Raw genomic sequence first — 20,848 nt, forward strand, 5'->3', positions numbered from 1 at the left:
AAATTAGTTAAAAAATGTATTAAAAGTAAAAATAAGAAATGTTTTCGAGCATAATTACAATATTAAAAACATCCTTTCTTTTAGTTCTAAAGAAAGGATGTTTTTATAACAAGCTTTTTCAATTGTCTATTCTATAGGGTGAATTTACCAGTGTTCTTCTCTTTATTATTTCATTAAGTAACATTAGCATTACATTCTGTATGGTTTCTTTAAAAATTTCAGTAAAAGAATATATTAATTTTGAAGTGTACAAATAGGGAGAGTGACTTCAACTGTAGTCCCTTTATTCACTTGACTCTCAATAAATACCTTTCCCTGATGTGTTTCAATGATTTTATAACAGATCATTAACCCTAAGCCAACCCCCTCTTCTTTAATACTATAAAAAGGTTCTCCAAGGTATGGTATACGTTCTTTTGGAATCCCACACCCTTGATCGATAAAACGAATTCTTACTTGATTATTATCAAGTATATTTATTTGAATCAGAATTTCCCCTCCCATCGGCATAGATTCAATTGCATTTTTTAATATATTAACAAATACTTGTTTTAATTGATTTCCTTCACATGAAATCAATGGAATACCAGGGTTAAGATCGATTCTAAATTTTATATTATGCATCATTGCTTGAGGTTGTAGTAGCATTAAAACTTGATCCATTAGCACACTAATATCATTAGGTTGTATTTTTACCACCTGTGGTTTGGCTACCGCCATAAATTCAGTTGTTATGCTCTCTATACGCTCAATCTCTGATGATACTATATTAATATAACCCTGATTATTCTCATTTTCTGTTGATTTTAGTAATTGCATGAACCCTTTCATTGCAGTTAATGGATTATTAATCTCATGAGCCATTGCAGTCGCTAATTGTCCTACAACAGCAAGTTTTTCAGATTTTCGTAATAATTCTTCTGTTTTTAGCCGTTCAGTGATATCACGAGAAATACTTAGGAAAACCTTTTTACCATTTAAGTTAAAAACACGAACACTAAACTCAGCTGTTATTACTTTTCCTGTTGGAAAAACATATTCATCTTGCAAAGTGAAGGAAGTTTGTCCCTTTTTAATTTTTTCTAATAGCCTTACGATCATTTGAGAATCTTGTGGTACTATATTTGAAAATGATAATGAGAGCAACTCTTCTCTACTATATCCAAATCTTCTACACCCAACAGGGTTCACCTCAATAAATCGACTTGGAGCATTATCTTCATTCAGCTCTACTACATATACCGCATCAGTTGCTTGTTCGATTAGTGCACGGTACTTCATTTCACTATCTCTTAATTGCTGGTGTAATCGATGCCGTTCTCTTTCTGCTTGTTTTCTTTCAGAGATGTCTCTACATATTGCTGATAAAGCTATCACATTTCCTCTTACATCTAGTATAGGAGAAACTGTCAGACTAACATCAAGAAGACTCCCATCGCTCCTTTGTCTAACAGTTTCTAATCTAGTAACCACAGATTCACCTGTTAGAATTTTCTGAATATTTTCGAGCGATTCTTCCATTAAAAAATCTGGTACACAAGGTAATCTCTTACCTATGATTTCTTGTGATGACCACCCAAATATCTTTTCATAAGCTTTATTGGCTTGTAAAATATGCCCTTCTCGATCAGAAATGGTAATAGCATCTAGATTGTGCTTTATAAATGATTCCAATAATTCTTTGGTAGCGCTTAATTCTGATTCTACCTTTTTCCTTTCGGTTATATCAACTGTAGAACCAACAACTTCAATAACTTGTCCATTTCGTTTAATCGGCCTAAGCGCAATAAGAATAATAGTTTTATCATTTGGCCAAGGTAATTCAAATATAATTTCTTTTCCTTCCCATGCCTGAAGATAGTACTTCATCAATTGTGGAACTAAATGTGGAGGAACAATAGAAGCATCAATAGTACGTAAGCTTTTTCCTACCACCTGTTCAGAATAAAATCCGTTTTGATAATAAAACTGTCCATCACATAAAGTGTGTATAAAGTGCTTATCCACTTTTTTAAATTTAAAAATTCCTCCTTGAAGCTCATGTACGGTATCTGCAAGTTCTTGCTCCGATTTTTTTAATTCTCGATTCATTTTAGATAAGTCCTGTGTTAAATAATACAATCTCTGGTAGGCTTCCATAAGGAATAGCCCAATTAAAAGTCCTAACGCTATATATAATAGGCCTCCTGTGTAAAGTAATGTAGTATTAAATAATACGCCAACTAACCACTTTATTCCAATAAAAACAGAAAAATATAACGATGCACTTTTAAAAGGATGTAGTTTTTTAAAATAAGTTTTAAAAGTAGAAAATAGAATCCCCATACCTAAATAAGCAATCACAGGAGGTTCCCAATACCCTCCAGTGTAAAAGATACGCATTACAATTATGCTAATTAACGTAATCCAACCAGCAATACGACCAAAGTAAATAAAAGATAGAATAAGAGGAACAACTCGAAGATCGTAAGAAAATCCCATGTATGGAAAAGAAAAGAACATTAACGTAACTGCAATAATCCCTCCATAGAGCTTTTCGAAATATCGACTAGAATTAATTGTAAACACTTGAATAAATATTGCTGCGCTAACTAATAAAGAAAAAATAGAAAGGTTGATGAAATAATCTTTAATAATCATGTAATGTCCCTCCTTGCATTAAGTGTATTCGACAAAAAAGCTAAAAATCCTACAAATTGTATAAACAGTTCAAATGCATAAATTTTAAACTAGGATAAAATCTGGAAAAGTAAATAAGGAGCACAGCAGATGAGATATTTTAATGAAAAATAGTTCAAAAAAGATAATAATAGTAACCGTTGACTACTATTATCTTTTTTCTTTAAGTTATCGTAATACGTATGAAACTCTAAGGGACGTGGTATGTCATTTCATCAAACAATGATTATATGCTGAGTCATGAATATAGAAACTTCAACAGTAATTTTTGAAAAATAACATAAAAAACAAAACTATCTTTGAAAATGGAAAAAATCTATATAAATGTCAACTAATCTATGTACAAAAACGTTCACTTAATTTTGCATAAAGTCACTCCACTTAGGAAGCTAAGTAGTTCTTCAAGGTCGATAAGAACACCTGTAGATGCTTCAGGATAACTACATAATTGTATGAGTAATGTACTTGAAACCTTTCGGTAAAACCATACACATAATACAACTAACTCCTTGGTTCAATATTTACTTTTTCGCTGAACAAATTCTTTTTCTTGAGCAAAATATTCTAGGATATAAGGAGATTTTTCAATTAACTTGGTGTCTAGTTTATTCTCCAGCTCCAATTACTTCGTTACTTTCAGATTCAGTTCATTATATTTTGTATTTTGTCTTTATACACAACATATTCTTTACCATCCACTACTGCTACTACCGCAAATTCATCATTTGGATTGAATGAAAGCCAATCAGCCCACATGTTAGTATTAGCCCCTCCACTCCACATATTATGAACAGTGTTTTTAGTTAAATTCATAACTTTATAAGACGCATTTGGCGCATTTGTTCCAGTCTTTATTTCAAAAGTGTATGCGTTATGAATTTTTTTATAAAAGTAGAAAACGTTTGATGGACGAAGCTGATTCAAAAAATCCTGTTCTTTTTTCTCTGCAATTTTTATCCCTTCTTGCAAAGTGACAACATCTGTTTTTAATGTTTTCCAACTGTTTTTCGCTGCATTCAAGCTAGGGGTTAAGAATTTATATTTATTTTGATCAGCTTTTTGATCAGCTTTATCAATATGTCCCATTACACCCGAATATTGAGAATCTAAATCCTCCCATTGCGTAGACATATAAGTAAGAGCAGTGATAGCACTATCAAGCATACTATGCATATCACTAATATTATGAAATGCAACTCCAACTACACGATTCAATGTTATTTTATAATCTACAGTCTGACGCAATTTTGCTAATTCAGGTTCTAGCCAACCTAACTTACCTCTTGCATCACCTATCATTATGCCACCAGCAATCAAGGTTGGAATAAAGGGGATTTTCACCATGTCTAACCCCTTAGATTCTATGTCTTTCTGATATTTTACTTGTCCTAAAAGGTCCTCTAGACGCTTTTGGTCAGCCTCCACATCAGCACCTTGGTTTTTTAAAATCGATTGCAATGTCTCTTTATGACTTCCAAATGTTCTAACATCTTCTCCAATAGCATTTTTTAATTGAATTAATTCTTCTATTAATGCTTTTGCAGACTTTTGATTTTGTTGAATTCCTCCCTGTAAATCTGTAATCCCTTTTTTTAAAGTATCTCCATTTCCAGTATTAATCGCCTCTACTAATGTTTCATAATAATTTTCAAATTTTGTATCGTATTCTATAATGCCTGTCAATGTATCAAAAAGCTGTTTTTTTACTTGTGTATTCCATGTAACAGCATGTGCTCTTGCATTCTTTTGATCTTGTACAATTTTACTAGGTAAATCTGCATTTCCATTAATAGTTATTCCTTCAAAACTCACATCTGGATTATTAATTAGCAAATAAGAATATTCATTCATAGCTTTTGCAAATAAACCAGCATCTTGCAAAGCTTTTTTCATCTGTTCTTCATTTGCTGAAAGAGATATATTTTCAGTGTTCGTTTGTTCAATTTCAATCGCAAAAGTTTCTAGTGGTATGACTGCATAAGTAGTTGTTATAGTTAAAAACGCTGATACAGCGAGTAGTTTATTAGGGATTTTTTTCATCATTTCGTATTCCTCCTATATAAGGTATGGTTTCAAGTTCTAATCTTATTAAAAAGCGATGTCTTTCAAAATGAGTTCTACATCTTTTATCAGTATCGTTTGAACTTTCTTTAGCAGCCTTCAAATCATTAAGTATTAAAGAAAATGTATATAATCCGCTTCAAATTAACCGATTCTGTTGCAAATTTTAAAAAAGCAATTAAACTACAAGGTTATTTTTTATTCGAATCATACTTATATATAATTGAAAGGCGAAGTCTTTAATGAGACTCCGCCTTTCTGTTATATAAGGATTTATTAATTATTACTTTTCTGTTTAACAGTGTAATCATAGACTTTCTATGTTTTAGTTCACTTTACGCAGAATTAATATTTCCCTATTTTTGTGGAGTAACAGTTTCCACTTTTAATTCCTTTATTCCTTCTTTTAATGTAACAGCATCTGTTCGTAATGTTTTCCAACTGTCTTTCGCTGCATTTAAATTAGGTTTTAAGAATTTAAATTTATTTTGATCGGCTTTTTGAGCTGCATTCTCAATATGCCCTAGAACGCCCGAATATTGAGAATCTAAATCATGCCACTGCGTGGACATATAAGTAAGAGCGTTAATAGCATCATCAAGCGCCTTGTGCATTTCATTAATATTACTGTAAGCAACTCCAACTACACGATTTAAGGTTACTTTATAATCCACAGTCTGACGTAATTCTGCTAATAAAGGCTCTAACTTACCTAAATTATCCCTTGCTACTCCCACTATAATACCGCCAATTATTGGTAGACCCAAAATAGCACCCTTCATTACATTAAACCCATCAGATTCTAATTGTTTATAATAGTTTACTGATCCTAATACTTCTTCTAGACGCTTTTGATCGGCATCAACATCTGCACCTTGATTTTTTAAAATTGACTGCAAGAGCTCTTTATTACTTCCAAAAGCTCTAACATCATGTCCAATAGAGTCTCTTAATTTAGTTAATTCTTCTATTAGTTGTTGTGCATACTTTTGATTTTGTTGAATTTCACCTCGCAAATCTGTAATCCCTTCTTTTAAAGTTTCTCCATCCCCTGTATTAATCGCTTCTACCATTGTTTCATAATAATTGTCAAATGTTGTATCGTATTCAACAATACCATTCAATGTATCTAAAAGCTGTTTTTTTACTTTCGTATCCCAAGTAACAGCATGTGCCCTTGCATTCTTTTGATCTTGTACGATTCTACCAGGTAAATCTACATATCCATTAATGGTAATTCCCTCAAAATTCACATCAGGATTCTTAATTAACATATAAGAATAGGCATTCATAGATTTTGCAAATAATCCAGCCTTTTGCAAGGTCTCTTTCATTCTCGCTTCATTTGCAGAAAGAGTCGTATCTCCATTGTTCGTTTGTTCAATTTCACTTGCAAAAGTTGTTACTGGTGAAACTACATTAGCAGTTGTAATAGTTAATAGCGTCGATACAGCGAGTAATTTATAAGGGATTTTTTTTATCATTTCATTTTCCTCCAATTTAGGTTTTAAATTTCAGTTCTACTCCTGTTTAAAAGCAATATCTTTTGAAATGAATTCTGCATCTTTATGAATATCATTCCAACTTTCTTTAGCGGCTTTTAAATCATCTGGTATTAAAGAGAATTTGTGGTCTTGCATAGAATCGATATTATCCAGTAAATCTGTATAATTTGCGCCCATTGTATTCCATTGCTTTTGAATATTTGTTAGAGACAATATCGCTTGATCTACAGTCTGATATAAATATGCCAATGTTTCTTTCGCGTTAGTAAGCGAAAGAACTGCTTGATTAGCACGATCTGCTTTCATACTTAATTCTCCGATTTTGTTAGAAATTTCATTATAGGAGTCCATATGCTTAGATGCTGTGACACCAGCCGCAGTTCCTAGACCGATACCAGCTGCACCAAGAGCCGAGAGTCCACCAACAACAGCCGGTGTTGCTGTACCGCCAGTTACAACAATAACTACCGCTCCTCCAATAGCTGCAATAACTAAAATAGCTGCTCCCAATCCACCACCAATTGACCATGCTAATACATCATCAAAATGTTTTTTCTGAGTAGAACGAAGTTGCTCAATTTCAGCTTGAAGTTGTGGAATCGTTGCCTGTTGACCTGCTAATATTGCAGTTAATCCACCTTTCCCATCTGGACCACCAACATTATTTTTAAAATCTGTAGAATTTTGATATAGTTTCCCTTTGAAGTCTTGTAGCATCTTAATCACATCTGTAACTTCTTTTGAATTTGTATTGATTGTAGTAATTAAATCATTTATACCCTCTTTTAGACCTGCCTTATCTTTCTTTTGTACAGTTTCTACTAATGTGTCGTAATAATTTTGAAATTGTTCATCGTAATTTACAATATTACGAGCAGTTTTTTGAATCTGTGGCTTCGCTGTATCTAACCAGTAATTCGCATTGATTCGTGACAGCTCTTGATTAAGGTGAATATTTTTGAGCAACTCTCCCCCCTCTGAGCCTAAATCGATATTAGATAAATTTACATTTGGTTGCTTAATCATTGTTTTTGCGTATAAATCCATTACTAGAATATGAGACCCTGTTTCAGCTAATGCTTTCTTCAGTCCTTCGGGGCCTAATGCATAATTGCCTACTTTTTGTTCTTGAGCGGTCGTTTCTTGTGCAAATGCATGAATAGTGTTACCGGTAGTAGCAGTTATAACAGTTGCTAATGTAGCTAAAGTTAGTACTTTGAATGGAAATTTTTTCATGACTATTCTCCTTCTTTCGCTAAATGCTTATAATCTGTATGAATTCCCTAAAAACGCAATATTAAAATTTATATACTTGTTCTTCAAGGTAACTTATTACATTTTTTAATTGTCTTAATGTATCTTTTTGAGACTGCTCGTTAGTTGTATCAACATTAGTAGATAATTTTGTAATGCTATTTTTTATTAGATTTAAATCTTCTTTATAGCGCTTTAGTAGATCCAGTTCTACATCTACTTGATTTGCAAACGTATGCAAATCATTTTGTGTAAGAAGAAGCATTGATTTTTGTAAATCAGCTATTGATAGTTTCGTTGTTAAATCATATATTTTTTGATTTTGTTTCTCTAAATCATCTAAATATGCTCGCTGTTCTGCTGTTAATTTATTTACTTCAGCAAAAACGCCAAATGTTTTCTTAATCTTTTCGGTATCAATGACCTTCATCAGGTCATACTCTTGTGTTTTTGCTGCGGCTGCGGCTGCTATTTCACCTTGTTTGCTTTTCTCAATTGCTTCACGAGCTGCTTTTTTTGCTGATTCAATCTCTAGAGCAGTTTTACCTTGTTCTGTCGCTTCTTGCGCCGCTTTTTTCTCCGCTTCTAGAATAGAGTTGTTAATTTCTTTTCCTTTGTTATACGCTGCCACCCCTGCTTGAGCAGCTGGTTCAATAATTTCTTTTGAAAGACTATAAACTTCTTTGAATATAGCAAATCCCTGCTCATTTAAAGCTCCTGGTATTAATGCAATTTGCTGTAAATCATTTTGAATTGCTTTTTTGGTATTTAATATTTCATTTTTTAACTGATCTATTTTTCCTGTTCCATCTGTACTTAGTATGCCTTGCGCAGTTGCCACATTAGTATCAAAATCTTTTAATTTTTTATCAAGCTGTAATTTAAGATCTGTTAATTCATTGATTTGTCGTTGCGCATTTTCTTGATTCGTCATAGCCATTTCTTGAAGTACTTCAAGTCTATCCGAAAACCCTTCTCTATCTTCTTTATTGTCTACAAACGATTTTAATGTCGGGTAATAACTATTAAATTTTGTTACAAATCCTTTACTTTTTGAATTTAATAGAATTAACTGTGGATAGAGTTCCGATGACCATTCCTTCATATCTTGTTTGATTAGGAATTGATTGGTATTTAAAGCTGGGACTTCCTCTAGCTGTACATTAGGACTCATTAAAGATTGATCAATATACGTTTGGATTAATTTAGATTGCGCACCTAATTTTCGTAATGAAGAGGAAATATCCATGCCTTCCTGTTGAGTTTCCGCTTGAACGATTGGTGTTGCGAGAGTATTGATAGGAATAGTTGCTCCAGTTACAATGGATGTGACTAATAATCCTGTCATTATTTTAGTTTTCATTCCGTACACTCCTTTACCATTGTTTTTATAACTTAATTCATATAACTTGTACGACCGCTCTCTTTGTAAACTGGATAAGAAGGAGAAATCTTTCAGATACGTTAATATCGTTGTTTTTTACTTCTAATAGGATGTAAGGATTTTATTTATCTCTCATTTCGATACTCTATTTTTTAAAATATAAATAACAAAAATTTATTAACTATATTTGAATCAGGCACCTTATGAGTAGTAAATTATTAATTCTTTCCTAAAGTTGCGGTTTAACTTACAGAATCGTGAGGATCAATAAACCAATGCTTACAGTTAATCTTGTCATAACATTGTTTAATTTCAATTTAATAATATCCCTCTTAGTTTTGTCAGCAAACTTCTTAGTAGACAACAAAAGGTGAAATTATACTGTACATTACTTATACTTTTATTGCGGAATAACTTCACTTTTGTTATGCAGAAACTTAGAACACGTTTATTACCAATTTGATTCTTGACCTCTTGTAAATAAATTGACTATTTAGAAAATTATTAAAGACATAATGTTACTTATAACTTCACTATAATTCCTATTAGCGTAACCTTCTCCTTTCTGTCTGGTCATACCAGTTATGTTGTTCATTAAAACATTAAATTTTTAATGCGTAAATAGAAAAATTTTGTCGATTATGCTCGATAATTTACTGTTAAATAAAAATATGAACCGAAAAAAATTATATAAATATAGTTATTCGTAAATTTCATTTCTGTAATTGTAATGATTACAAATTAATGTGTATACGGTTAAAAATAACTATTTTAGCTCAACCAAGAAATTTTATTTTAGAAAAAATACTTATAGAATAATATAATAGGTTTTTTTATACTTTTTTACCTTTATTTAGTTATGTATAATTGCATAAAATGTAGATATATTTAGTAATATATGTTATATTATTGATTTTTTCACGAAATATCCCAATATCATTATTAATAAATATCTAATATGAAGATATTAGTCTATAAACTTATCATCGTTATAAACATAGGTTTTAAATTACAAAAAAGCTGCAAAGCTTCCTTGGAACACTTTGCAACCTTCTATCTTTTTGTTTCCTTTAGCAAAATAATGGTTAGTGAATTTTCATTTTTTGGGATACTTACACCCATGTTTAAGTCTTTACATTGGAGACAGTAGATAACAAACTTATATTATTGTATATTTTTCACGGTACTGCCTAGGGGTCATGCTAGTGATTTTTTTGAAAACTCTTATAAAATAACTTTGGTCATTAAAGTTAAGCCAAGCACAGATATCTGATAACGAATAAGTAGTGAGTGTTAATAATTTCTTTGCTTCTTCCACTCGTTCCCTTTGAATATATTCGCTTAAAGTAATTCCCATTTCTTTTTTAAATAGTTTAGACAGATAAGTAGGCGTAATTTCTAAATGATTAGCAAGTTCATTCAGAGATATTCCATCGTAAACATTTTTATTAATATGTTTTATACATGTAGTAACCGCGTAAGAATACTTTTTTGCATTGTATTCTTTCACACGATCTGCAAAAGTACGTAAAGCATCCCCTGACAATCGCTTTACAGATTCTACATTATCTAATTGTTCCAGGGTTTGTATATATAAGATACTATGAGCAAAAGCAATATCTGGTGGCAGGTTTCCTTCTATTGCATATCGAGTGGCTAAGGTAATCGCAATAATTCCAAGGTTTTTTTGATTCCTGAGCGGATCCTCTATTAGCATAAGTTCAACATCTTCTTGCGAAACCGCATACATATACTGTATTAACTTTTTTTTATTCCCTTCTTTAATAGTCGAAAAGAAATCATTTACTAATGACATATTGTGCGTTTTAGGTTTGTTTTGTCGACGTTTTAAAATATATAAATCAGGTTTCACATTTTTATTAGGAATTTCCTCTAGTACTTTATTTTTTTCCAAGACAATATCTACATCTAACTTTTCATTGAAAATCATGTAATGTAATAAAATTCCCATATCAATTAATGTAGTTTTTTTAATCTCAGATAAACACTGATAATAGGCAAGTCTTTCTTGAATGTTATCATTTGATTTAAATTCTTTCTGAAATTTTATGATCATATCATCTGAATCTTTTGGATGTATAGTAGGACCGATTATAATAGTCCCTTTAATATCATCATGATTTTCTATATGAATTAGAACAAAATTTTCAAGATAGTTGTTACTTCGGAAAAGTGGCAAGTTAAAGGGATCGTTTTCTTGATAAATATCACTAAGATGTTCTTCTTTTGAAGAATAAAAAGGACTACAAACATTATCAGATGTAGAATGATATAAAATTTTTCTGTCTGCAGATAAAATATGTACAGGGGCATTAAATGCTTTATGTGCAAGATCACACAAGTGTTGTATATCGATAGAAGTATTCATTACATTCTCCTTTATAGATCCATAAAATATATTCTGTTAGAGATAATTCACGACAAATAATACTATAAAATATCAAATTAGTACAATTCACAACAAAATATTACTATATCTTTTTTATAAAAATCATATATTATTTAATTGTAGTTAGCATCTAAATATCAGAGTAGATAAGTAAACGAAATAAGCTAAGTTCTTTTCTTAATTCTACAAGATATAATTATTGAACTTGAGAAAACAGTGAAGCACTACAAAATACAGTGGTAGTCAATGCGAGGACCGAGATAGAAAAATATTACAAATAAAACGAAAGTAACAGGAGATACTGTACCACCGCAAGAAATAACAGTCAAAGTTCCAATTCAATCATTTATACAAATTGAATTCAAAAAATAAATACTGCTAATTTAAATATGAAACTGAAAAACTATTTTGCTCCAAATTTTAGAAAAAGATAATAAAGAAGTCGTGAAATCGGAAAAAGAGGAAAGCGATACGGCTATTTTTGAAACACTATGTTTTGAAAAGTACAAGGTGGAGGAAATTCAAGTGCTCAATTAAACATTTAATTGAGAGAAAGGTCTTTTCATCAACTAAAAATAAAAATAAAAAACGAATGGAATATTCAAAAAATGACACTATATTACTGGTCGTAACATTAGTTTTACTTTCCACAAAAGAGGGAAAAATATATAGACTTTACAAATACTAAGAATAGCAAAATAGCTAGTTTTATTACCGCATCACATAAACTTATTATTAATTTCCAAACACAATAGTTGTTAATCAACAAAAAACTTCAATAATTAAGGTACACAGTAAATTGATCTCAAAACAGTAATTACTACAGTATCAGTTTTTACTTATTCTATAAAAAAAGAAATATCACTTAACAATTATTATTTTATATCGATTTAGACATAAAACATTATATTATATCAGCTTAAGTATTATGGAATTAAAATTACAAATAACACCAAAACTATTTTAAGAGCTCATACATCGTTCGTATCGAATTTACCACCTTTAGATACCTATGTCATTAACACAACTAAAAAAGATTATCACAAAGGAATCTGAGAGGTTTTTTCAATTCCGAAATTTATTTTTTTGTAAATTAAAGGAAAAATAATCCATATATATATACGGATTATTTTCTTAGTGTAATCTGTATTGACCTGTTAACTGTTTATCAGCCATTCGAACTAAGCGTTTTGTAATCTCTCCACCGATCCGAACCATTTGCAGATGATGTGATGTATCAGGTCCCAGTGTGACTCCTAGTTCAAAAGCAATTTCATACTTTATTTGCTCAATAGTACTTGTAGTAGCAGAAATAAGAATTTCATTTGTATTACTTTCGTATCTTTGAATATTTATAATTGCACTTCCAATATATTTATAAATAACATGTGCCTACTTATGCTATTTATGCATAAGTAACCTAATTTCTTCCAGCATTTTTATAGGAACCCTTTCCCTCCCCTTATTCCACCAATTAAATTTGAAACACAAATGTACATTGCAGTTCAATATAACAATAAAAGCTACAAAAGCAACGAATTTACTACTTTAAAGTTAAGTGTTTAACCTTGAAATACTTAAATTCTTTTTTCCAGATAAAGCATACATTATATCTTGATGCTTTATTGTCCTCTTATAATTATGTGGCATCGGGAATTTGTTTCGGTGTTCTTTCATTATAATTAAAGTTTGAAGTTCTATGCTCAATACTTTTGCGAGAACATGATAGTTATATCCATTGTTTAACAGAGAAATTATGTCATAAAACATAGTTTTTCCGCCTACTAATTTTACCAATCTATTCTTTAACTCATCCCTTTTTTCTTTAGCTTCCTCAATTTCTAACAACATGGATTTTTTATTTGTTTGCTTAATGTATTGAGTATATAACTCTGGGAATTCTTTTTGGACTTCTTTGTTTAATACTGGTTTATATTTAATCATATAAGTAACTTGTAACAATGAGCGTTTTAACAAACTATCTTCAATGAGATACGCTACTTTATTAAATAAATGTACATATTCCTTAATATTGGAATAACTATTAAAATGAGCTAATACTCTACTTTTTATACTAAAAGCCTTGCCTATATAAATAATATTGTCATTATAATCTTTAATAAAATAAATACCACTGTCATCTTTTTCTAATTCATTATCCAGTTCTTCTAGACTCATAAAATGCAATTCACTCATACTTTCCTCTCCTTATTAGTTTTAAATCATGAAAAACAGGCAAGGTTTCTAAAAAAGGCACTCAGCTGTCCTAGGATTTTTCATTTTATTTCTTGCTAAATATCAAAAAACTGTTTCTATGTTGCTCAACTATCAATATGATTATTAATAAAATTTTCTATCGTTATTATCTCGCAATTTTATTATGTAATTTCGAGATCGTTTCCTCATTTAAATTACTGTGTTTTATCGAATAAAAGAAATATATGACTGCCCCAATAGTAATCCAACTACTAAAGTACATCCATGTCCTTAACGGTAAATTTAGCATTAAAAACAAACAGCATACAATTGCAACGCATGGTAATACAGGTACAAAAGGTACCATAAATCCACGTTTTAAATTTGGGTGTGATTTACGTAGAATAATAACTGATAGACAAACTAACGCAAACGTCACCAAACTACCGATATTAACTAAATTAACTAATTCTTTCAAATCAATAAACCCAGCTATTATAGAGCTCCCTATTCCTGCCAATCCAGTTATAAAAGTGGGTGCTCCAGTTTTCTTATTAACTTTCGCAAATGATTTCGGTAACAATCCATCACGACTCATTGCAAAGAATACTCGTGTTGCCGCATACATATTGGAAAAAATAACAGCCATAAGGCCAATTACAGCACCTGCAGCAATTGCACCAGCGACTTTTCCTTGTCCTACAACTTCCATTACATAAGCCATTGCCTCAGGGACATTTAATTCTTTATAGGAAACCATTCCTGTCATAACAAGGCATACCATAACATAAATAATTGTACATATGATTAATGATGCAATAATACCGATCGGAAGATTACGTTTCGGGTCTTTTACTTCTTCTGCTGAAGTTGCTAATATATCAAAACCCGTAAAAGCGAATAAAATAGCTGCTCCACCCGTAAAAACTCCACTTAAACCGTATGGTGCAATTGGTATCCAGTTCATTGGTTTTACATAGAATATACCAACCGTAATAAACAACAAAATCATTCCAATTTTAATCAATACCATTGTATTATTGATTCGTTTACTTTCCCTCGTACCACGGGATAACATCCATGCTAATATCAATGTAATGATTACTGCTGGTAGATTCACAATACCACCATGCGAAGGAATCGTTACTAGAGCTTTAGGTATCTCTAATCCAAATCCCTTTATTAAATTGTGGAAATAGCCTGTCCATCCAGCAGCGACAGCCGCTGTTGCCACGATATATATTAACAGCAATGACCAACCTACTAGATGAGCAACAAACTCACCAATTGTTGCATATGAGTACGTATATACACTACCAGACGCCGGGAGTGTAGAAGCAATTTCCGCGTAACATAATGCTATAAATCCACATATAATTGCTGCAAGTATAAATGAAAAAACAACTGCTGGACCAGCATTTCTTGCTGCTACTAATCCAGTTAACACAAGAACACCCGTTCCAACTATCGAGCCTACCCCTAACATAATTAAATCAAATGCTCCTAATGTTTTCGTTAAAGTCTTGCTTTGATTATGCTCTAACAATTGTGTAACGGATTTCTTTTTTAGTAAATTACTCATATTTTCTGTATCCCCTTTAAAATAAGGTTTATTCTTCTCGTTAGTGTTGTATATAAATTTACTTAGTTATTAACTAGTCTCATAATATTTCTTTTACATTAAATAGATTTGAAATATTATATAAATTCGCTTCTCACTTACTAGTTAAACTAGACATTTCCATAGATTTTTGCGTACAACGTTTCATAGCTGAAATGATAGCTGTTCTTAAACCTTTTTCTTCTAGCGTTACTACAGCTTCTATCGTCGTTCCACCTGGAGAACAAACCATATCCTTCAATTCACCTGGATGTATTCCTGTTTCCAATACCATTTTTGCAGAACCTAATACAGCCTGAGCCGCAAATTTATAAGCTTGTTTTCTCGGCATACCGCCAAGTACAGCAGCATCTGCCATGGCTTCTATAAACATATACACATATGCTGGAGAAGAACCACTAATAGATGTAACAACATCCATTAGTTTTTCATTTATGACCTCCGTCTGGCCGAAAATATTAAATATGTTCAGTACCTCTTTTATATCTTTTTCTGTAACCATTTCATTAAAACATAACGCAGACATTCCTTCTCCAACAAGTGCCGGTGTATTAGGCATTACTCTAACAACTTTCAACTTTCTACCAAATTCATTCTCAGTGCTCTTAATACTTTTTCCTGCAGCAATAGTTACAACGATTACATCATTTTTTATTTGATCTTTTATTTGGTTAATTACCGATGAGTATAAATCTGGCTTGATTGATAAAATTAAAATGTCAGCGCTGTTAGCGACTTCATTGTTGTTAGTAGTTATAGTTATGCCATATTCATTACTAGCATTTTTTAAATTAATGACATTTAAATCTGAACAAATTATTTGATCTGGAGAAACTATATTTTTTTTAATCATCCCACCTATCATAGCAATACCCATGTTTCCACATCCGATAAAACCTATTTGTTTATTCATAATAATTTGCTCTTGCTCCTTCTACTCTAAATTTTATTGATTTTGAAATTATTATTCTAAATAAGGGCTATTACAATTACTTGGTTTATCAATAGAATTTCAAAATTCTCCTTCCTATATAGAGCTTACATATACCTCTAATAACTTCTTTGCTTTCGCTGAATTTTGAGGTGTGAGTCTTACTGCCCGGCAAATAGCGGGATAAAATCATTTCTTTAATCTATAATAAGAAGGACATAAAAAAACAAAAAGTTACAAAAATTTTCAAATTAAAACTTTTATAACTTTTTGTTTTGATTCAAATATAATTTCAATTAAGGTATCTCATCGTTTTAAACTTGACGCTCCATAATCTTGTATAGTTACATTTATATGATATTTAATCGGTACTTTACTAAATGTTTGATCCCAATCTTTTTTGACTTTCTCCCATGTTCTCGGGTGTTTAATTCTTAATTGGTTGCCAAAACCCGCAATATCGACTTGATATTCTTTTTGTATTTTTTTTGTAACATGATGTACTAAGTGCTTTACTTCTTTTTCAATAGCTTTTTCTTCCTTTTTTAAAAATTCATTTTCAAAATCTTTTCCTGATTGCATCCAATTTTCAGACAAACGCCCTTCTGATTCAATGTTTACATCAAAGGAAATATTATTTCCGTTAACATGTGGTATGATTTTGCTTTTTATTGACTTTATTTCGTATATAATGAGTTTCTTTGATTCTTTATCAAAAGTTTTTACCACACCACCATTCCTTTTTCCGTTTATCCATACTACTCCTTCCAATTCCTGTTCATTTAAAAAGCCCATCAACTTTTTTGTCTTCCCTTTAATTACAGCAGCTCCTGCAAATTTTGTTTCCCCTTTTATCGAGATTACATTTTGCAAAAGAAAACTGGACCCTGACCGCATCTTTCCTTCCAATTTAGCGAGCGATACAGGAGGTAAAATCCTTGTTGTTCTATTTCTATTATCTGCAATTCCAGACAAACGAAATGCTGGAATTTCTCCTTTTTTGTTTGATTCCAGTATCTCCTTCGCTAGCCCCTTGCTAATTAAGAGCATACAGCTAAGCCGAACTTCATTGTCACGGAGATACTGTTCAAGTAATTGTTCTAAACTGTATGTACGTACAAGACTATCACTAATAACAATGTTTTTTAAATGTGGGCTGAACATTGTGCTCTCTCTTTTCAATGAAAACTCACGAACAATTTGATGAATGGAATCACCTGTCTCAGAAACATTAATATAACGTTTTTGTTGTCCATTTCCTTTACTTTGTGCTTGCGAACTAACAATTTGATAAGTAGCTGTTATAAGATTTCTTTTAGGATAACCTCCTTCCTCATCTTCTTTCTCAATTGTTGAATTCTTCCCTTTATCTAGTGCTATACCTGCAGTTAAACTCAACTCTTCTACTTCTTTACTGCTCCAACATCCTGTTAAAAATAGAAGCAAAAGCGTCCATAACAAAGCAAAATAGAACCGTATATAATTAAATTTATTTTTCACACTACTCCTCCTTTTAATCGCGTAATAATAAGAAGAAGCAGTGGCAGTAAACCAAATAAAAATAAAGCAGCATTACCGAGCATATCCCCCAATTTAAGCAAGTCATTTATATTTTTCGAAGTCATAGCAATGATGTAAATGATTGGAATCAAAGCAAAAATAAACGGATGAATACTCTTTTTAAAGAGTTGCGCTAATCCTAATGCAGCTGCATAATAACTAATCGTATAGGTAGCAAATATTTGCATAATCCATATTACAAGCAGTAAAGATTCAAAACGTTCAAATATCAATCCAGAAATTTCAAAACTGCGCATAAGGTCAATTGTCGGCCATGTTCTTGTTACAACCCCATCAATTGATAATGCACCAATGACCATTACAACAGTTATTACATAAAAGATTAACGGAATAGAAATTCCAACTAAAATAGCTTTTACTGCTTTATTTCGTTGTTCCATAAATACCAAAAGAATTAACATAATTTCAGGACCTGTATATGCGAGAGACGTTGTTTTTATCCCATCTAATACTGGTTTAATTCCCAAACCTAATACGGGACGGAGATTATCTATCTCGAATATTCCGATGCTCATAAAGGAAATGATTAAAAAAATAAAAACAGTAATAGGAAATATTATTTCAAACATCCGTGCAATTGAATTAATACCACTCATAATCAAATAGAGACCTATCCACATAAAAGGCATAACAATAGCCCATGTGGGGGTTCCTTCGAGCAAAAAAAAGCTTATTACTTCTGCCATTGAACGAATTTGAAATGCTGAAGTTGTAAGAAAATACCCTATAATAAGAAAACTAAGCAACCTGCCTATCCATTTCCCTACAATATCTTGACTGTATTGGTAAAATGTTTTTTCTGGAAACTGCTGACTTAATTTGACCATAATTACTCCTGAAACCATTGCCAGTATTCCACCTAATATCACACTTATCCATACATCTGGTGTTTTCACTTTTTCCACAGATGCTCTAGGCAGAGTGAGAATTCCTGTCCCAAGTATGTAATTTACAATAATAACAACTGCCTGTGAAGTTGTTATTCGGTCTTTAAGTTTAGTAATCACTGAAGGCCACTTCCTTTCGTCATCAGCTACCTTTTGCGGATATTTTTTTTGGTATGCATTATTTTTGGTCGACGTCTCATTATTTTTAATGGCATGCGAACCATAAAATCTTTCCAGTCACTGAATCGATATGGAACAGCAGGACTGGTATAAGGAACGCCAAAACTTTTCAGTTTCACTAAATGACTGCAAAGTAAAAGAAAGAAGAGAATAACTCCATACAAACCAAATATCGCAGCACAAAACATAGCTACAAAACGAAGAATGCGTAACGTAATTCCTACACTATATTGTGGAATAGTAAAAGAAGAAATAGCTGTTACCGCAACAACGATAACCATTATTGGACTAACAATTCCTGCTTCTACGGCAGCTTGACCAATTATTAAACCGCCCACAATTCCCATTGCAGGTCCAATCGGTTTAGGCAGACGTAAACCTGCTTCTCGCAAAACTTCGATAGCTACTTCCATAATTAACGCTTCTATTAAAGCGGGAAAAGGAACTCCTTCTCGCGATCCGATAATAGAAATAGCGAGCTTAGTGGGAATTAATCCTGGATGAAATGAAATAAAAGAAATATACAGTGCTGGAGCAAATAATGAAACAAAAGCTGTCATGAAGCGTAATAAGCGGAGAAGCGTACCAGGAAGCCACCTTTCATAATAATCTTCTGGTGATTGCAGCAGCATACTAAATGTAACTGGAGCAATTAAAACAAATGGTGTTCCATCTAACAAAATAGCTACTCGACCTTCCATTAAAGCACTAATAACACGATCAGGTCGTTCTGTATTTTGAATCTGTGGAAAAGGACTTAGATAATTATCTTCAATGAGTTGCTCTATATAACCAGATTCGAGTACACTGTCTATGTCAATTGTCTGAATTCTGTTTTTTACTTCATCCACCAATTCTGTACTAGCAAGATCTCTAATAAATGCGACAACTAACTCTTTCTTTGCACGTTCTCCTACTGGTAGCTTTACTAATGATAAGCTCTCATCCGCACAATGTCGTCGCAAAAGTGAGGTATTATCACTTAATACTTCAGTAAAACCGACCCGTGGCCCTCTGACTAATGCCTCCGATACTGGTTCTTCAATGTTTCGTTTATTTGCTTTTGTTGTACCAAGAATAAACACATCTGCTAAACCATCAATTAAAAGAGCTGTTGAACCTATCAATACTTTGGGTATTAAATCTTTTATGTAATGGACTTCTGCTACTTCACTAATTGTAAGAACTTTATTTTTAATATATTCTTTTGAAACAGTCCCCTCCACATAAGAAGTTTCATTTTTATATTCATCAGAAAAATCATCCATTAGTAATTTCATAATATGTTTGTCAATTATCTCTTTATCTGATAGGCCATCAACAAAAACGATCCCAGCCTGAATATCTGTGCGTCCAATATTAAACTTCCGAAAGCGAACATCAGAATTATGTCCGATTTGTTGCTTTATAAGTTCTAAGTTAGAGGCAAAATCATTTGTGAAATGAACGATTGCATTTTGAGAAGGTTTATGCTCTTGTTTCGTTTTACTTTGAATATTATTTTTTTCACTTGTTTGTCTCTTGACTTCCACCAACTCATTCTTCCCACTCTTTCTCTGACATACGAACCCAATGAAAAACTCTTGAGATAGTATACGGAATTAAAAACAAGATAAAAGCTTGTACAAAGACTTTCCAATCTGGAAGATAAGAAGTAATTATGTTCCACATTTTTATCACCCAATTTATATACTCTGCTAGGATTGAGATTTCTAAAAAACGATATGTACTTAATAAAAAATAACGATAAGATTAAAGAGCAGAAAAGCGAGACATTATGCTTATTTAGTACCAATAACCTAATTAGTATAAAAACATTTCTGACCTAAAATACCATTTCCAATTATAATTTGTTAAATATTATCTCCTTTTCCGTTATTTATATGCCCGCATTTGAATTTCAAATAATATAAGGATCAATGATATTTCCTCTTAAAGAAAAAAAGATGCTAGAAGATAGCATCTTTTTTTAAATTCAACTTACTATGTATTTATATTTTATTGTGAAAATACTCGTTTTTTTTAATGAATATTAATGTTTAAAAAAATAAAAAATACATATTCTTTTGTTCTAAGTTCATACACTTCTACCAAATCGATACGGAATTTTCTGATTTTAAAATCAATATGAAATAAAGGAAAATACTCTCTTAGAAAAA

At 31.6% G+C, this 20,848-nt stretch carries 14 protein-coding genes and 1 pseudogene; 1 reads left to right on the forward strand and 14 read right to left on the reverse strand.

Going from position 1 to position 20,848, the window contains the following annotated elements; all coding sequences use genetic code 11:
* Nucleotides 1-234: 234 nt before the first annotated feature.
* The 7 genes and pseudogenes from ACYFX0_RS00110 to ACYFX0_RS00140 all read right to left on the reverse strand — a co-directional run bounded on the left by ACYFX0_RS00110 (nt 235) and on the right by ACYFX0_RS00140 (nt 11,272).
* Nucleotides 235-2,640 carry a PAS domain S-box protein gene (locus ACYFX0_RS00110; protein WP_460269612.1) on the reverse strand — a complete coding sequence of 802 codons (2,406 nt, stop codon included), beginning with the start codon at nt 2,638-2,640 and terminating at the stop codon, nt 235-237.
* Nucleotides 2,641-3,073: 433 nt separating this feature from the next.
* Nucleotides 3,074-3,301, reverse strand: a pseudogene (locus ACYFX0_RS00115) (hypothetical protein); the annotation flags it as partial.
* Nucleotides 3,302-3,321: 20 nt separating this feature from the next.
* On the reverse strand, nt 3,322-4,722 hold the full coding sequence (gene hblB, locus ACYFX0_RS00120) for a hemolysin BL regulatory component HblB (protein ID WP_000976161.1): 1,401 nt from the start codon (nt 4,720-4,722) through the stop codon (nt 3,322-3,324).
* Nucleotides 4,723-5,096: 374 nt separating this feature from the next.
* Nucleotides 5,097-6,224 carry a hemolysin BL binding component B gene (hblA, locus tag ACYFX0_RS00125; RefSeq protein WP_000591978.1) on the reverse strand — a complete coding sequence of 376 codons (1,128 nt, stop codon included), beginning with the start codon at nt 6,222-6,224 and terminating at the stop codon, nt 5,097-5,099.
* A gap of 36 nt (nt 6,225-6,260) precedes the next feature.
* Nucleotides 6,261-7,481: a hemolytic enterotoxin HBL lytic component L1 gene (hblD, locus tag ACYFX0_RS00130; RefSeq protein WP_000714435.1), complete on the reverse strand. Its 1,221-nt coding sequence runs from the start codon at nt 7,479-7,481 to the stop codon at nt 6,261-6,263.
* A 61-nt stretch (nt 7,482-7,542) separates the two neighbouring features.
* Complete coding sequence (gene hblC / locus ACYFX0_RS00135; RefSeq protein WP_000850235.1) at nt 7,543-8,862, reverse strand: hemolytic enterotoxin HBL lytic component L2; 1,320 nt, start codon at nt 8,860-8,862, stop codon at nt 7,543-7,545.
* Nucleotides 8,863-10,042: 1,180 nt separating this feature from the next.
* Entirely contained in the window at nt 10,043-11,272 is a 1,230-nt protein-coding gene (locus tag ACYFX0_RS00140; protein WP_001097907.1) for a helix-turn-helix domain-containing protein, read from the reverse strand.
* Nucleotides 11,273-11,701: 429 nt separating this feature from the next.
* Here ACYFX0_RS00140 and ACYFX0_RS00145 point away from each other — a divergent pair, with 429 nt between their 5' ends.
* Nucleotides 11,702-11,830 (forward strand): hypothetical protein, encoded by a 129-nt coding sequence (locus ACYFX0_RS00145; RefSeq protein WP_003281887.1) that lies wholly within the window; start codon nt 11,702-11,704, stop codon nt 11,828-11,830.
* Nucleotides 11,831-12,427: 597 nt separating this feature from the next.
* Here ACYFX0_RS00145 and ACYFX0_RS00150 read toward each other — a convergent pair.
* The 7 genes from ACYFX0_RS00150 to ACYFX0_RS00180 all read right to left on the reverse strand — a co-directional run bounded on the left by ACYFX0_RS00150 (nt 12,428) and on the right by ACYFX0_RS00180 (nt 20,221).
* On the reverse strand, nt 12,428-12,649 hold the full coding sequence (locus ACYFX0_RS00150; protein WP_044783651.1) for an alpha/beta-type small acid-soluble spore protein: 222 nt from the start codon (nt 12,647-12,649) through the stop codon (nt 12,428-12,430).
* A gap of 198 nt (nt 12,650-12,847) precedes the next feature.
* Nucleotides 12,848-13,489 carry a nucleotide excision repair endonuclease gene (locus ACYFX0_RS00155; protein ID WP_088298401.1) on the reverse strand — a complete coding sequence of 214 codons (642 nt, stop codon included), beginning with the start codon at nt 13,487-13,489 and terminating at the stop codon, nt 12,848-12,850.
* 166 nt (nt 13,490-13,655) lie between these two features.
* Nucleotides 13,656-15,071, reverse strand: a complete 1,416-nt coding sequence (locus ACYFX0_RS00160; RefSeq protein ID WP_460269615.1) for an amino acid permease — start codon at nt 15,069-15,071, stop codon at nt 13,656-13,658.
* A 133-nt stretch (nt 15,072-15,204) separates the two neighbouring features.
* Nucleotides 15,205-16,023, reverse strand: a complete 819-nt coding sequence (gene proC, locus ACYFX0_RS00165; protein ID WP_001041290.1) for a pyrroline-5-carboxylate reductase — start codon at nt 16,021-16,023, stop codon at nt 15,205-15,207.
* A gap of 324 nt (nt 16,024-16,347) precedes the next feature.
* Nucleotides 16,348-17,541 (reverse strand): Ger(x)C family spore germination protein, encoded by a 1,194-nt coding sequence (locus tag ACYFX0_RS00170; protein WP_460269616.1) that lies wholly within the window; start codon nt 17,539-17,541, stop codon nt 16,348-16,350.
* The gene (locus ACYFX0_RS00175) at nt 17,538-18,629 is read right to left on the reverse strand and encodes a spore germination protein (protein ID WP_000628928.1); all 1,092 of its coding nucleotides are present in this window, start codon (nt 18,627-18,629) and stop codon (nt 17,538-17,540) included. The genes ACYFX0_RS00170 and ACYFX0_RS00175 overlap by 4 nt, the downstream gene beginning before the upstream one ends.
* Nucleotides 18,630-18,655: 26 nt before the next feature.
* A complete protein-coding gene (locus ACYFX0_RS00180; protein ID WP_348773338.1) occupies nt 18,656-20,221 on the reverse strand; it encodes a spore germination protein in 1,566 nt (521 codons plus the stop codon).
* Nucleotides 20,222-20,848 lie beyond the last annotated feature (627 nt).

This window comes from Bacillus sp. NEAU-Y102 (genome assembly GCF_054788175.1).

Coding starts and splice junctions, on each gene's coding strand:
- ACYFX0_RS00110 (WP_460269612.1), bottom strand. CDS start 2,640: ATGATTATTAAAGATTATTTCATCAACCTTTCTATTTTTTCTTTATTA.
- hblB (WP_000976161.1), bottom strand. CDS start 4,722: ATGATGAAAAAAATCCCTAATAAACTACTCGCTGTATCAGCGTTTTTA.
- hblA (WP_000591978.1), bottom strand. CDS start 6,224: ATGATAAAAAAAATCCCTTATAAATTACTCGCTGTATCGACGCTATTA.
- hblD (WP_000714435.1), bottom strand. CDS start 7,481: ATGAAAAAATTTCCATTCAAAGTACTAACTTTAGCTACATTAGCAACT.
- hblC (WP_000850235.1), bottom strand. CDS start 8,862: ATGAAAACTAAAATAATGACAGGATTATTAGTCACATCCATTGTAACT.
- ACYFX0_RS00140 (WP_001097907.1), bottom strand. CDS start 11,272: ATGAATACTTCTATCGATATACAACACTTGTGTGATCTTGCACATAAA.
- ACYFX0_RS00155 (WP_088298401.1), bottom strand. CDS start 13,489: ATGAGTGAATTGCATTTTATGAGTCTAGAAGAACTGGATAATGAATTA.
- ACYFX0_RS00160 (WP_460269615.1), bottom strand. CDS start 15,071: ATGAGTAATTTACTAAAAAAGAAATCCGTTACACAATTGTTAGAGCAT.
- proC (WP_001041290.1), bottom strand. CDS start 16,023: ATGAATAAACAAATAGGTTTTATCGGATGTGGAAACATGGGTATTGCT.